Raw genomic sequence first — 14,890 nt, forward strand, 5'->3', positions numbered from 1 at the left:
CCATTATAGCACTGTATTATGCTTTTGTATATTTAAATCTCTTTACTTTTATAATCCCAGAACTGTTCAAGGATCCCGTCCACATTTTGCATGTTGCATATCACGCTGTCATTCCATTCCACAGGAAACAGCTCCGTGTAACGCCTGGTGGCAAATCTCTCGTCTATCAGAAGTATTATCCCCTGATCCGTCTCCGTCCTTATGACTCTTCCGGCAGCCTGAAATACCTTGTTTATTCCCGGGTACTGGTACGCATATCTGAATCCATTCCTGTCGGATGCAGCCTCTTTTTCGTCCGCCGCGGTTCTGCTGTCGAAGTAATCCATCATCAGCTTTCTCTCCGTGCACACCTGGGGAAGACCGGGTCCGACTATTATCGCTCCTATCAGCCTGTCACCAGTCAGATCGATTCCCTCGGAGAATATTCCGCCCATGATACACAGTGCCAGCACATTGTCCTTCTCCTCAAATGCCCTCAGAAAGCTCTCTCTGTCGCTCTCCGTCATGTATTGTTCCTGGGCTATAACTTCCACCCCAAGAGACTCTGGAAGCTCTTCAGTGAGCACATGCACCTTCTCCAGCATGGCATACGATGGAAAGAACACCATATAGTTGCCCGGTCTCGCACTTATCACGCGCTCTATATAGCTGTAAATGTTCCTGTACATCGCCTCATTACGGTTCGTGTATCTGGTCGTGACATCATTTGCTATCATTATCTTCCTGTTCTCCGCAGAAAATGGAGACGGGATGTATATTGCCCTGTCCTCCGGGCAGTCCGACAGCATCTCCATATAATATCTGACAGGAAGTATCGTAGCCGAGAAAAACACCGTGGCAAGCCCTTTGTCCAAGCAGTTTCTTATGTTAACTGCAGGCTTGACGCAGTACAGTCTCACCACAAATCTTCCGTCATCCCTTATCTCGTCATACACGACATAATTCTCATCCATCATCTCCGCAATGTTCAGAAATGAAGTGAGATTAAAATAAAAGTTCAGGACTTCCTTTCTCTCCGGGATCTGCCTGTGCTCCTCCAGAAAGAGCTGTATTGCTTCATGGAGGCTGAGCAATTTCAGGTGAAGAGGTGCTATGCTCGAGAGCACCCTGTATCCCTCCTCAGGAACCTCCTTCTTCATCGTAAGCAGCTCTCTGTTGCAGCTTCCTATATGTCTTGCCATACGGCCGCCATACTGGGCTGTGAGCTTCTTGAGCTCCAGAAAGTCCTCCTTCACAATCTCCGCACTGTACATGGACGAAGCCCTGTCCACAAGGTTGTGCGCCTCATCCACAAGGAATACATAATCTCCCGGCTTACCGCCCTCCGCCGCAAAGAACCTCTTGAGGCTCGCCCTCGGATCAAAGACATAGTTATAGTCACATATCACCATGTCAGCAAACAGACTCACATCAAGGCTCAACTCAAACGGACACACCCTGTGAGCCTGTGCGTACCGTATTACCACATCTCTGTCAACCACCGTCTCATGTAATACCACGTCGTACAGCGCATCATTTACCCTGTCAAAATGCCCCTCGGCATACGGACATACCGCAGGATTGCAATCCACCTGTTCCTGACAGCATATCTTCTCTTTTGCCGTGAGTATTACAGTCTTAAGCCTGAGACCTCTGTCCTCCAGCAGCTCCACCGCATTTCTCGACACAGTGTGGGCTATGGTCTTGGCTGTCAGATAGAATATTTTCGACACATGTCCCTGAACCATGGATTTTATGGACGGGTACACCGCCGCCATGGTCTTTCCGATTCCAGTTGGTGCCTGGACATACAGATGTTTTTCCTGCTCAATAGCCCTGTACACATACAGAGCCATCTCCTTCTGGCCCTTCCTGTACTCAAATGGGAACTCCATGTCCGAGATGGACTGATTTCTCATGAGCTGATGCTTTTCCACCAGATCAATCCATTTGCAAAGCTCCGCCATCATTGAGCTGAACCATTTCTCCAGATAGCCAAATGAATATCTCCGCCTGAAGAACTTCTCCTTCTCGCTGTCAAGGTTTACATAACTTATCCTCACATCTATCCAGCTATAATTATTCTCTTTTGAATATATATACGCATAGCACATCGCCTGGGCCACGTGGACGCGCTGCGGGCTCTCCATGTCATTGAGGTTCCTGTATATGCCCTTTATCTCATCTATAAGCACATCGCTGTCATGGAAGTCCACAGCATACCCCTCTGCCATGTCAAAGCCGTCGTCAATATCCCCGGGCTCTTCCTGTTCGCCACCGCATCTGTCTATGATTCCATCAGCCCGGCCCTCCACAGTTATCAGATGTCCGCCAAGCTCCTCTGTATACCGGAGCGGCACCTCTGAATTATAATGAGACCCTGCCCTTTTCTGAAGCTTCCTGTGAATCCTGCTACCCGCATTCATCGCTTCTCTGGACAGAGTCCCACTACTGCTATCACTTATATCGCCACTGCGGAAGATGAATTCCACCAGGCTCCTAACTGATATTTTTATATTCATTATCTCTTATATACTATCTTCTCTGCGAGATCGTCCGCAGTCTGTCTGTCTATGAGTATCTCAACCAGCTTAAGTGCAAATTCTATGGCTGTTCCCACTCCTCTGCTGGTGATCACATTTCCGTCCACCACTACCGGCTCCGTGCTGTGGCGCTTCGCCATGAGCTGATCCTCACATCCCGGATAACATGTTGCATTCTTGTCCGCAAGCACGCCAAATGCGCCAAGTGCTGTAGGTCCCGCACAGATAGCAGCCACATAACCGCCTCTGTCATTCTGTGCCTTGACCATGGCCTGAACCTTTGAATTTGCCTTGAGGTTCGGAACCCCCGGAATACCTCCAGGAAGAACTACAAGATCGCACTGGTCATCGATCTCTGATAACTTCTCATCCATCGTGACCTCCATGCCTCGCGCTCCTGTCACTGTATCCAGATCGTCAGCCGACACCATCAGGCACTCAACTCCGGCTCTTCTCAAGAGATCCACCACCGTGAGAGCCTCTACCTCTTCATAACCTGTTGCAAATAAAACTCTTGCCTTCATCGCTTTTCCTCCTTATTCGCACTCTTTACAAAACTGTCTATATCACGTCTGTCCATGCCGCTCAGGGCGCTGTTCTGATAGATACCGTCCTCAGTCACATCCCTGCCAAACCACGTTGGCGGCACAAATGTATTTGCAAATTTCTCCTCCGGGAATTCAACCTCAGCATAGGTGAGTCCGCCAAATATCCCGTCGAACACGTCCAGCTCGATCTTCAGTTCCCTGTCCACTTCACTGTCACCACAGGTTCCGTCTGTATCGGAAAGCGGTATTATATACCGGTCCTTCTCTATTATATTGCCGTCTGCCTTACATCTGAGATTCCTGTATTCATCCTCGTCCAGATCCATCTCGAATTCCTGCCTGCTGAGCAGTCCCTTGGATTTGACCGTGAGCACACGTCTGTCGTCCGTTCTCCTGATCCTTATGACCGGCTTCACGGACACATACATCTGTTCCATGTGCTTCACCTGATATTTTGTCAGATCGACAGGTATCTCATGTACAAGGTATTTTCTCTCTATCTCCATATATGCCTCCACCTATTCAAACCAAATGACCGCCTTATCAGAACACATCTCCCGGCGGTATATCTCCACTCACATAGCTTCCTATAGCTTTGTTCATAAATACCATGGACACGACAAGTGCGATGATCCATACAACAAACGAGGATAACAGATATCCAAGAGCAGTGTTGACCGACATTATGAACACCGCCAGAGTCTGTGCATAGACACATATCGTAAATACCTTGCCGTAGGACAGTCCCGTGTTGAGAATTCTTGCAAGTCTATTGCCCGCTATACTGAATATCAGCGCAAGGAGAAGCTGTCTGCCCGCCGATGCCACCATCACCGCAATGAACATGATCACCATGTACATATAAAATACCGGTGTCAGTACCGCCAGCTTGCTATTGTTGAAGCCATCCGGCAGGAACATGTATTTGAGCGGTGTCTCCATGTAATCATAGCCCTTGCCATCTGAGACCATTCCCATGACTATATTCTCACTTCCTATGGCGATGTACACTCCATCCGTTTCCATGGAGTCAAGGTTCACTGACGCATTCTCCGTGTTGATGTACAGAGTAGCATTTCCTATCTCAAGCTGCATATCGTGTTCCATGTCGAGCTTATTGTCATGATATGTGAATGCCGGGATCTTATTTGTTATGAGATTCCTCAGACCTCCGACCTTGCCAACCCAGAATATGGCGTCTATTCCAAACTCTATAAATGCCAGTAAAAAGGATATGATCACCACAAACCACACAAGGCGTCCCGTCTTCAGCTTAACCAGTTGTTTGTAATTCTTCGGACTGCTGACCGCTATCGACAACTGATCGAGCAGCGTCACCTTCTTGTTCTCTTCCTGTTCTTCCATATAAATCTCCAACTCTAATAATTATTGACCGGCAAAATGAACCAGCTACTCCATCGGCTCTATGATCCCAAGCTTCACCATAGCCTTATATATTCCATCATTCTCCGCATCGTCTGTGACCATCATAACCTGTCTTTTGAGCTCCTCCGGCCCCTTCTCCATGATTATGCTGTTCGGACAATATAATAACATAGGTGCGTCATTGTTGCCATCACCAAATGCATATGCATTTTCAAGCGGAATATCAAAATAATCCAGAAGATACTGTATACCTGTCGCCTTACTGAATCCCTTGGGAACTATCTCGCAGAAATTTGAACCTCTGTCGATATAGTCAAAATGCTGTGATACATACTCGCGGAACTCAGGAACATTTTTATTGTCATCCGCGAACCAGCAGCAGAACTTGTCGAATTCAAAGTCATCCGAGTCCACATCCTCCCCAACAAATATTCCATTTGCCCGGAAGTATCTGACCATCTCTGCAAGGAGTTCATTTCCCATGTTCTGACCGTCCACGTACACCTTGTCTCTGTGCTCATACATTCCAAACATGTCATATCTGCGGCATGCATAAGCTATATCCCTGCACACATCCCTGCTGACATCATTGTGGAACAGCTCTTTGCCGTCATAGTAAATGGATGTTCCGCAGCCACACACAAAGCCGTCAAAACCCGCATCCTTGATCTCATCAGTGACATTACAGTAAACTCTGCCAGTGTTGATGAACACCAGATGTCCGTTGGCTCTCGCCTGCGCCAGCGCACGCCTTGCGCTGTCCGGGAAGTATCTCCTTCCGTCCTCGGTTATAAGCGTTCCATCTATATCAAAGAACAATATCTTCCTGTCTGTGCTTTTCATATATTATATCCATCCTGTCATATATTTACAGGCACATGTATTATAACTACACGTGCCTGTATCTTCTGTACGCATTATATTTTCACTTGATAACCTGCGCATGCATCAGCATGCTTCATTATATCGCATTTTCTGCAGTCTGCATTACAACTGCTTCATGAGGTCGATCATCTCAAGAGCTCCCATAGCGCAGTCATAACCCTTGTTGCCGGCCTTTGTTCCTGCACGCTCGATGGCCTGCTCGATATTCTCTGTTGTAACAACTCCGAACATTACAGGTACACCCGTCTCAAGTGATACTGAGGCAACGCCCTTTGAAACCTCGTTGCACACATAATCATAGTGGCTTGTCGCACCACGGATAACAGCACCAAGACAGATAACAGCGTCATACTTGCCGCTTGCAGCCATCTTCTTTGCGATTACAGGGATCTCAAATGCACCCGGAACCCATGCAACTGTGATGTCGTCTGCATTCACATCATGACGGAGAAGCGCATCCTCTGCACCGCTGACGAGCTTTGAAACTATGAACTCATTGAATCTCGCTGCTACTATACCTATCTTTGCTCCATTTGCTACTAACTTTCCTTCTACCTTATTCATCTGATTTATCCTCCTTATTCTATATCGGAGCTTACCCAGCCCCTCCTTATGAAATATTAGACTTCGTGTAACATATGACCCATTTTCTCTTTTTTTGTCTTGAGATAAAATGCGTCAAACTTGGTTGGCTCTATCTCTATAGGAACTCTCTCCACGATCTCAAGATTGTAGCCCGCAAGGCCGTATACCTTGAGTGGGTTGTTGGTGAGGAGTCTGATCTGTCTGATTCCGAGATCCACAAGTATCTGTGTTCCTATGGTGTAATCCCTTGCATCATCAGGGAAACCAAGCTTGAGGTTTGCCTCAACGGTGTCAAGCCCCTGATCCTGAAGCGCATATGCCCTGATCTTGTTGATAAGGCCGATTCCTCTGCCCTCCTGTCTCATGTACAGGAGCACGCCTCTGCCTTCCTTGGCAATGGCCTTCATGGCCGCATCGAGCTGCTGTCCGCAGTCACACTTCTGTGAGCCGAAGCAATCGCCTGTGAGGCACTCGCTGTGCACACGGCAGAGAACAGGCTTGCCATCAGCTATATCACCCATTGTGAGTGCCACGTGATGTTCACCGTTCAGCTTGTTGATATATCCACAGATCGTAAACTCACCATACTTTGTTGGAAGCTTTGCCTTGGCTACACACTCAACGAATACTTCATGCTCTTTTCTGTACTGCACAAGCTTCTCTATGGTCGATATCTTAAGGCCATGAACCTTTGCAAATTCCACAAGGTCATCCTTTCTCGCCATGGTTCCGTCATCCTTCATGATCTCACAGCACAGTCCGCAAGGCTTAAGTCCTGCAACCTTCATAAGATCAACTGTAGCCTCTGTGTGGCCGTTTCTCTCTATGACTCCGCCTGCAACTGCCTGAAGTGGGAACATATGTCCCGGCCTTCTGAAGTCATCCGGCTTTGCATTCTCATCCACAAATTTTCTGGCTGTGTAGCCTCTCTCCTCGGCTGAGATTCCTGTGGTTGTATCCACATGATCCACTGATACTGAAAATGCTGTGCAGTGGTTATCTGTATTGGTTATACACATCTGTGGGAGATTCAGCTTATCCGCATATGACGCATCCATAGGCATGCATATGAGACCTCTCGCCCACTTTGCCATGAAGTTGACATTCTCCGTTGTAGCAAATTCTGCTGCACAGATTACATCTCCCTCATTCTCTCTGTCCTCGTTATCGAGCATGACAACCGGCTTTCCCGCCGCAAGATCTGCAGCGATCTCCTCTATCGAGTTGAATTCAAAACTCATCACTCTACCTCCTTAAAATATCTGTCTACATAAATCCATTTTCTGCCAGAAACTTCATATCAAGTCCTGATCTATCTGAAGCATTTCCATTTGAAAGCTTTTCATCTGTATCGTCACCTTTGTATGGCATAAGCAGTTTCTCAACATACTTTCCAACCACGTCATTTTCAAGGTTGACCACCTTGCCCGGCTTGCCATCCAGCAGCGTCGTCTCTCCCGCCGTGTGCGGAATGATCGACACCTTAAAGCATGTATCATCGACATACGCAACCGTAAGGCTTATACCGTCTATGGCTATTGAGCCCTTCTCAATGATGTATCTGAGTATCTTCGGAGAACAATCTATTGTCACCCACACTGCATTGCCCTCCCTTTTGAGCTCTCTGATCGTTCCGGTTCCATCTATATGTCCTGACACTATATGTCCGCCAAATCTTCCTCCGGCCGCCATGGCACGCTCAAGGTTCACCCTGCTGCCACCGGTAAGCTGTCCAAGTCCGCTTCGTCTCAAAGTCTCAGGCATGACATCCGCAGTAAAGATATTCCCCGATATGCCGGTTGCAGTAAGACACACACCGTTTACCGCTATACTGTCTCCAACCTGGCTTCCATGGAGGACCTTGTCTGCCTGCACCGTGATGCTGCAGGAGCTTACGCCTTTATCTATCTTTCTTATAGTTCCTATCTCTTCTACTATTCCTGTGAACATGTATGACCTCTTTTCTATAAGTTCTTAAACCTTTTTGTATCTGAGCATCACATCTTCATCAAATCTTCTGACCTCGTCAAGTCCAAACATATGTGCATCCGCAGGCACATCAACACCCGTTCCGGATACCGGACTGTACTTGCCCTCGCCGCCAAATATCTTCGGGGCAATGAATACACACGCCTCATCCACAAGACCTTCAGACACCATGCTGTAGTTGAGCTCGCCGCCGCCCTCAAGCAGTATTCCGTCTATGCCTTTCCCGCCGAGGATCGTCATGAGCTGCCTTAGATCCACCTGTCCATCCACATCTTCGGTCTCTATGATGCTTACACCTTTATCCTTGAGTCTCTCACACTTTGCTGAGTCTGAAGCTCCCGCTGCCGTCGTGGCAACTATGGTCTCTATCTCCCCGGCTGTCTGTACGATCTGTGAATCCTCCGGAATCCTGAGCTTGCTGTCACAAACTATCCTGATCGGATTTCTGACATTATCAGTATCCCTGTCCGTGCTTTTCTCTATTCTGCATGTCAGCATCGGATCATCCGCAAGCACTGTTCCTATGCCCGCCATAATACCCTTATGTCTGTTTCTGAGTTCCATGACATACGCCCTTGATGCCTCACCGGTTATCCACTTGCTGGCCCCTGTGTGGGTAGCGATCCTGCCATCCATGGTCATGGCATATTTCATGGTCACATACGGCTGTTTATTTACTATATACTTAAAGAAAATACCGTTTATGGCATCGCACTCGGCTTTGAGGCAGTGTGTGTACACCTCTATCCCGGCATCACGCAGTCTCTTAAAACCTTTTCCTGCCACCATAGCATTCGGATCATCGGAACCACAGTAGACCTTTCTGATCTTGTGCTCTATGATCGCGTCCACACATGGAGGCTGCTTGCCAAAATGGCAGCACGGCTCAAGCGTCACATACATGACTGCGCCCTCGGCATCTGCCTGATCCATAAGACTGGCAAATGCTGCGCGCTCAGCGTGGAGCTCTCCATATCTCACATGATATCCCTCTCCTATGATCCTGCCATCCTTCACTATGACAGCACCTACAAGCGGATTTGGATTCACTGCTCCAGTGCCGCGCCTTGCAAGCTCTATGGCACGTCTCATATATGACGGATCAAATTCATCATCTATATCATATTTTTCCATATGACCACCATCCTACTTAATACCTTTACAGACAGACTATCGGATATTGCTCATTCAAGCCTCCGAAGTATCTGTTCAAAACACAAGAGAAAACCCCGAAGATAACTTCGGGGTTTTCTCTTGTTCTGGTATCCATCACCGAAATCCATCACAACGGACTTCCATCAGATACCCTGTTCTGAATATATAATACTTCTCTCATCCAGACTATACTGTCGGTCCCGGAATCACACCGGATCATGCCTCATGGCTCACGGACTTAAGGTTTCCCTAACACCGTCGGTGGAGAATTGCACTCACCCCCGAAGATCTATCATCATATGCAGTTGTCTCTTAAAAACGACTATATTGTATTCCATATGCCAACGGAATGCAACTGTTTTTTATGATGTATTTTACCGATAAATTTTAAAGCTGTGAATTGAACAGGCTCTTTATCTTGTAGATAATATCATCACTGTCCGCATTTATAGATGCCGCCTCATTTATTCCTGAGAGCTTGGCAAGCTCATCCGTGTCAGCATCTCCGCCGTAACCTATCGTGTATACAGGTATGTTCGACTGTCTGAGCGCACTTGTTATCTCATCCATGGAATATCCCACATTGGCATATCCATCGCTGAGAAGGAACAGCATACACTTTGCATCCGGGTGCTCTGCCTTTGCATCGGTTATCATCTTCATCGCAACCACAACGGCATCATACGAAGCCGTTCCGCCTGAAGCCATCAGATTGTTGACCGATCCCTGGAAATATGATCTCTGGTTCAGGTCAAACTGGGCGATCGGAACCTCCACTGTAACTGAGCTTGAGTAGCTGACAAGCCCAACATAATTGTTGTCATTGATATACTGCGCACCGTTTGTCAGACTGTTCTTGAGCTGGTTCATAGGATCTCCGTCCATGGAACCGCTGCAGTCCGCAACAAACACCGCGATGATGTCCTTGCCGTTATCCTTTGTCTTCTTGTATGTCTTGAGTCCCTGTGTGACCTGTGCACCGGAGAATTCTTCCGTCGCAGTATAATCATCGTTGGCATTGAAGCCCTTCTTTGTCGCGATCGTCTGCATATCATCACTCTTGCAGTAATCCACAACGAGCTGTATGGCCTCAAGCTCTGATGCAGACTTTCCCGACTTATTACATATGTATACAGGATTGTCATGTCTCACGCCAAATGCAATGAAATCATACATTGACACGAGATTGCTGTCATTGATATATGCCTGATACTCTGACAGCATAGCATCGAGTGTTCCGTTTGATGCACTATCTCTCATCTGCTGTGTTGTATATGCAACGTATGGTATGTTTGAGTTAAACTTTGTAAAGTTATCCTCGCCGTCCTGAAGCAGCGTGAGCAGGAGGTTAAGTCCTGTGGCACTTGTCTGTGGGTTCGTGTATCCCATGGTGATCTTGTTGTCCTGAACGGCCTTTATGGCATCGGCAGCAGTAGTGTAACCGCTGTCCTTCTTCACAAGGATTCCCGCTGTATTTCCAACCAGTCTGTCCGCGTAAAGCTCAAGGCTGCCGCTGTTCGACATCGCATACTCTCCGAACAGGGTGTTGCTCGGGGTGTACAGATCCGGGAGATATTTGCCGGAAATGATATAGTCAGCGGCTGTACCGGATGGCACTGATCTCACGCTCATCGATACCGACTTGCCGTCCGCTGTCTTCACACCAGAACCGTTGAAGGAATTTGCAACATCTATAAGCCATGAGTCGTTGTCCTTTCCCGCCTTCTCACCTGATGTAAATATCTCTATATCCATGTCTCCATTGCCCTCAACTGCCAGTGGATATTTGTCTATCTCAGGCAGCTCCGCATACAGATCCGGAGTGTCCAGAGTGACCGTACCCTTTACAGGGGTCGCTTCATTTACATCGAGATCTGCATATAACTCATCAAGAGTCATATCCGATCTTGATGATCCTCCATTTCCACCGCCTGCTATGTTGATAACCTTCCTGCCGACTATTCCGATAATGACCGCGATCATCGCAATTATCACCAGCACTCCGACTACCACTAATCCTTTTGTCCTCTTATCCATTTCTTCCTCCTTTTACATTCCCTGACTGTGGACATCCTGCCTCATGCCATTCATGCACTCTATGACATCATCCACATATTTCATATCCAGCGAGCTCAGGTTGGTGTCAATATCAACCATCTTCTCCACCAGAATATTGAACTTTCTCACCAGCTCGTCGCCCTGTCTGCACAGATTGTCGAGGTATACCGGCTGGGGTCTAGTGTAATAATCGTATGTCTGTATAAAGCCTATGGCACTGTCCATGTTACTCTGTGCCTGCTGCTTTATATCCTCGTACAGATTGCGAACACCACTGCCCTCCTCCACATTCTCCTGGAAGTATTCCTCCCTGGACATTATGCTCTCATACTGTCTGTTGAGTCTCTCTATCTGTGCATCAAACAAATGTCCCCTGGCACTGTCCTTGAGCTTCTCCGTCGAGCGTCTTCCCTTGAGTATATGTACATTTGCTGTTATGGTGAATGTCAGCCACACTACACTGATCGCAACACCTATAGCTATTCCCACCATACTGTCAGCCAGCACAAACATTACTATTGCCAGTATGAACATTATCAAGCCTATGATATTGACCGCTATCAATCCCATCGTTTTTCCTCCTAAAGTCAATATATATCACACCGCATCTGCATGTTCATTGTCTCTCTGCAATACGCTGAGCCTTTGTTTTGCAGCATCGGTGACCGTAAGTCCCGAAAAGTCAGCAAATTCCTTCTTCTCATTTCTTATGAGCATGACCGCAAACTCCCTGTCCGTCTCCTCCGCGCAGGACAGCAGTTCATGGTAATCCACCGGCCTATCCTCATATATTCGAAGCGCAACAGCCTCCGGCACAACAATAAACGTCATGGACGTGTGCGTCTTATCCTCTATGTATATCTCCGCCTTGTCCGCAAATTTTGCAAATTCCTCCGCCTGAGTCTGAAAGCCTCCACTCTGAAGCTCCGCCAATATCCTGTCTCTGTCCTCCATGAGACTGTCGAGATACAGATAGCCCTTCAGCAGCAGGAGTCCCATAAGTCCATCTGACATATTGAAGTCAAGTATACAGCCATGTCCCTCGTCACTGTCCGTCAGTACATGACACACGCACTCCGCTATATCCTCATCGCTGAGTCCGCTGTATTTATACGCCTGCTCAATCCCATCATTTGTTATGAGCACGGTCTCTACATTTCCCCTTACAGACTTTTTCTTCCTGATGCTCTCAACAGGACGTGCAGCTATCTTGAACGCCTTCAGCGCATTTATAGCATCATCTATGCTCTTCTTCCCTGATATAGAGGTCTCAAACCGTCCCTGATCCGTAGCTACCGCCTGCACATTCCTGTATATCCTTTGTACAGAGATCTTATTTCTCCTCATTATCGCACTTAAAATGTCAATATCTGACTTCTGACCGGCCAGATATCTCTGAAGCTCCGCTCTGAGCTTTCTCCTGAAATCAAGCTCGTACTCAGTGTTGGTTATATCCGTTCCTGAATACCACCGTTTCTCCAGATATTTGTAATTATCCGGATCCCTCAGTCTGTCCAGCGCACTGTTCTTCAGACTGTTCACACCTTCCTCATCGGTCTCCAGCTCACAGGCAAGTTCCGGCACACTGCATCTGTCATGTCTGTAGCCATAGAGCTTATCTATCACTATCTTCTCCCTGTAATTCAGTTTGTCTATGAGTTCATCGAACATCCGCCTGCACATACCATCCTGTGAATAGGACAGCGTATCCGCCTGCACCCCAAATACAGAACTGTACAGTGCTTCATACGAACTGATAACATCCAGCATATATTTATTATTTTCTTTTCTTAGAACATACGCCCTGTGCAATATCCCACACCTCATTCTATATAAGTTCTTAATCCAATATGCAAACCGGCATACATATCTGATATGCCCATCATCATTTTTACTTATATCTGAACTTAATCATTTTCATTATACATGTTTTGCCACAAATTAAAAACATAAAAGTGACGGGATATGGTATTTTATTATTTTATTAAGTGTTTATACAACTGTCTGTCCACCTGTGGTATAATGAATCGACAACAAACTGGGAGGATATCTATGATCAGATTTTTGCCGGATGAATACTATTCATCCACATACAAGATAGATTTCAAAAAGTATTACGACATGGGATACAGAGGTATACTGTTCGACATAGACAACACTCTTGTGAGACATAATGAGCCGGCCACATCCAGAGCGATTCAGCTCATGGAACAGCTCAAGGCCATGGGCTTCAAGGTATGTCTGGTATCCAACAACAAGGAGCCAAGGGTTGCCGCTTTCAACAAAAAGATGAAGGTGAATTACATATTCAAAGCCGGCAAACCATCGAAAAAGGGCTACATCCGTGCCATGAACGAGATAGGCTGCAACATAGACAACACGATCGCCGTGGGCGACCAGATCTACACTGACATCATCGGAAGTGCCAGCCTTGGCATACACACTATCCTTGTCAAGCCTATAGACACAAGCCACGAGGAGATACAGATCACCCTCAAGAGGATCATTGAAAAGCCGTTTATTTTCTACTTCAGGAAAAAGCATGGCATGGTAAGATAATTTCTGTTATTCATAACGCAACACAAAAGGCCGTATTCACATATCTGCCTGATATGTGAATACAGCCTTTTATTAAATATCTCAGTAACATATACGTTCTGTCATGATGTTACACATCTGTGTGATCCACAGAACGTATGTTAGTCGTTGTACACCTTCTTGAACTCTGTGTATCCCTCTGACTCCAGCATGTTTATCTGCTGCTTCATGTTCTTTCTCATCATCTGGATAGTCACTGTCTTACCTGCCTGGCGAAGTTCCTTTGCCTCCTTGAAGATCTCAAGCTTCTTGTCCAGTGTCACATCCTTGTGAATGAGGATAGCCACGTTGTCAGAATCTATCTTGTATCCATTCTCAAGCTTGTCCTTGAGGATGGTGATTATTCTCTCAAAACCTATTGAAAATCCTGTTGCAGGAACATCCTGTCCACAGAAGTTCCCAACCATCTTGTCATATCTTCCGCCGCCGGCGATGGAGAAGTTGTAGTCATCTATTGTAACCTCAAAAATAGGTCCTGTGTAATATCCCATACCTCTCACAAGAGTAGGGTCAAATACGATCTTTACGCCATCTGCAACCATGGTCTTTGCACTTGATATGATCTCGTCCATATTGGTTATAACCTTTGGATCAAGGCACTCAGCGTCTATGTCCCTACAGAACTCAGCGCAGCTCATATCTCCAAGGTTCTGGTATATCTCAAGATACTTGTCCACCATCTCTGCGTCGTATCCGTTCTCTGTGAGCTCTGCTCTTATGCCATCCAGACCTATCTTGTCATACTTGTCAAGGCTGATGAGTATTGAAGCAATGTCTTCCTCTGCAAATCCCGCATTCTTCGCAGCACCACGGAGTATCTGTCTGTCGTTGATGTGGATAGTAAAATCTGTTATTCCCACCTCAGAGAATATTCTTGAGAGCATATCGGATGTGGCTGCCACAAGCTCTATCTCCGCAAGGTTTGTATTGTCACCAAGTATATCTATATCGCACTGGGTGAACATTCTGAATCGTCCCTTCTGTGGCTGATCCGCACGGAATACAGGTCCGATCTGGAGTGCCTTGAATGGGCTTGGAAGCTGCTCCTTGTTGTTCGCATAATATCTTGAGAGTGGAAGTGTAAGATCGTATCTAAGTCCGCTGTCTGCCAACTCTCCCTTACCTGCATCGATGGCTCTCGCAAGGTCTGCGCCTCTCTTCATC

14 protein-coding genes and 1 riboswitch are annotated in these 14,890 nt (G+C 46.8%); of the genes, 1 reads left to right on the top strand and 13 read right to left on the bottom strand.

Annotated elements, in window-relative coordinates; translation table 11 throughout:
• Nucleotides 1-32: 32 nt before the first annotated feature.
• The 12 genes from AB5150_RS10980 to AB5150_RS11035 form a co-directional block, all read right to left on the bottom strand.
• On the bottom strand, nucleotides 33-2,501 hold the full coding sequence (locus tag AB5150_RS10980; RefSeq protein WP_368291871.1) for an ATP-dependent DNA helicase: 2,469 nt from the start codon (nucleotides 2,499-2,501) through the stop codon (nucleotides 33-35).
• Nucleotides 2,501-3,046, bottom strand: coding sequence for a DJ-1 family glyoxalase III (locus tag AB5150_RS10985; protein ID WP_022215915.1), 546 nt, complete (start codon nucleotides 3,044-3,046; stop codon nucleotides 2,501-2,503). Before AB5150_RS10985 ends, AB5150_RS10980 begins: the two co-directional genes overlap by 1 nt.
• Nucleotides 3,043-3,576, bottom strand: coding sequence for a CYTH domain-containing protein (locus AB5150_RS10990; protein WP_055223316.1), 534 nt, complete (start codon nucleotides 3,574-3,576; stop codon nucleotides 3,043-3,045). The genes AB5150_RS10985 and AB5150_RS10990 overlap by 4 nt, the downstream gene beginning before the upstream one ends.
• A 37-nt stretch (nucleotides 3,577-3,613) precedes the next feature.
• Nucleotides 3,614-4,435: a DUF1189 domain-containing protein gene (locus tag AB5150_RS10995; RefSeq protein WP_015533907.1), complete on the bottom strand. Its 822-nt coding sequence runs from the start codon at nucleotides 4,433-4,435 to the stop codon at nucleotides 3,614-3,616.
• Nucleotides 4,436-4,480: 45 nt separating this feature from the next.
• The gene (locus AB5150_RS11000; RefSeq protein ID WP_055273331.1) at nucleotides 4,481-5,299 is read right to left on the bottom strand and encodes a Cof-type HAD-IIB family hydrolase; all 819 of its coding nucleotides are present in this window, start codon (nucleotides 5,297-5,299) and stop codon (nucleotides 4,481-4,483) included.
• A 144-nt stretch (nucleotides 5,300-5,443) separates the two neighbouring features.
• Nucleotides 5,444-5,905: a 6,7-dimethyl-8-ribityllumazine synthase gene (ribE, locus tag AB5150_RS11005; protein ID WP_015533909.1), complete on the bottom strand. Its 462-nt coding sequence runs from the start codon at nucleotides 5,903-5,905 to the stop codon at nucleotides 5,444-5,446.
• 56 nt (nucleotides 5,906-5,961) lie between these two features.
• Nucleotides 5,962-7,167: a bifunctional 3,4-dihydroxy-2-butanone-4-phosphate synthase/GTP cyclohydrolase II gene (locus AB5150_RS11010; protein WP_055273329.1), complete on the bottom strand. Its 1,206-nt coding sequence runs from the start codon at nucleotides 7,165-7,167 to the stop codon at nucleotides 5,962-5,964.
• A gap of 25 nt (nucleotides 7,168-7,192) precedes the next feature.
• Nucleotides 7,193-7,876: a riboflavin synthase gene (locus tag AB5150_RS11015; protein ID WP_055273327.1), complete on the bottom strand. Its 684-nt coding sequence runs from the start codon at nucleotides 7,874-7,876 to the stop codon at nucleotides 7,193-7,195.
• 24 nt (nucleotides 7,877-7,900) lie between these two features.
• Nucleotides 7,901-9,049: a bifunctional diaminohydroxyphosphoribosylaminopyrimidine deaminase/5-amino-6-(5-phosphoribosylamino)uracil reductase RibD gene (gene ribD, locus AB5150_RS11020; protein WP_055273325.1), complete on the bottom strand. Its 1,149-nt coding sequence runs from the start codon at nucleotides 9,047-9,049 to the stop codon at nucleotides 7,901-7,903.
• Nucleotides 9,050-9,235: 186 nt separating this feature from the next.
• A riboswitch (FMN riboswitch) is annotated at nucleotides 9,236-9,363 on the bottom strand.
• Nucleotides 9,364-9,457: 94 nt separating this feature from the next.
• Nucleotides 9,458-11,107, bottom strand: a complete 1,650-nt coding sequence (locus AB5150_RS11025) for a VWA domain-containing protein (protein WP_055273323.1) — start codon at nucleotides 11,105-11,107, stop codon at nucleotides 9,458-9,460.
• Nucleotides 11,108-11,119: 12 nt separating this feature from the next.
• Nucleotides 11,120-11,698, bottom strand: a complete 579-nt coding sequence (locus tag AB5150_RS11030; RefSeq protein ID WP_022215910.1) for a hypothetical protein — start codon at nucleotides 11,696-11,698, stop codon at nucleotides 11,120-11,122.
• Nucleotides 11,699-11,725: 27 nt separating this feature from the next.
• Nucleotides 11,726-12,898 carry a hypothetical protein gene (locus tag AB5150_RS11035; RefSeq protein ID WP_055273422.1) on the bottom strand — a complete coding sequence of 391 codons (1,173 nt, stop codon included), beginning with the start codon at nucleotides 12,896-12,898 and terminating at the stop codon, nucleotides 11,726-11,728.
• A 282-nt stretch (nucleotides 12,899-13,180) separates the two neighbouring features.
• Here AB5150_RS11035 and AB5150_RS11040 point away from each other — a divergent pair, with 282 nt between their 5' ends.
• The gene (locus AB5150_RS11040; RefSeq protein WP_015533916.1) at nucleotides 13,181-13,687 is read left to right on the top strand and encodes a YqeG family HAD IIIA-type phosphatase; all 507 of its coding nucleotides are present in this window, start codon (nucleotides 13,181-13,183) and stop codon (nucleotides 13,685-13,687) included.
• A 140-nt stretch (nucleotides 13,688-13,827) separates the two neighbouring features.
• Here AB5150_RS11040 and AB5150_RS11045 read toward each other — a convergent pair.
• On the bottom strand, nucleotides 13,828-14,890 hold a 1,063-nt coding region (locus AB5150_RS11045; protein WP_368291872.1), incomplete at its 5' end, for a histidine--tRNA ligase.

The sequence above is a fragment of the Coprococcus sp. RTP21281st1_F1_RTP21281_210402 genome, assembly GCF_040915325.1.
GTDB classification, from domain to species: Bacteria; Bacillota; Clostridia; order Lachnospirales; family Lachnospiraceae; genus Coprococcus; species Coprococcus aceti.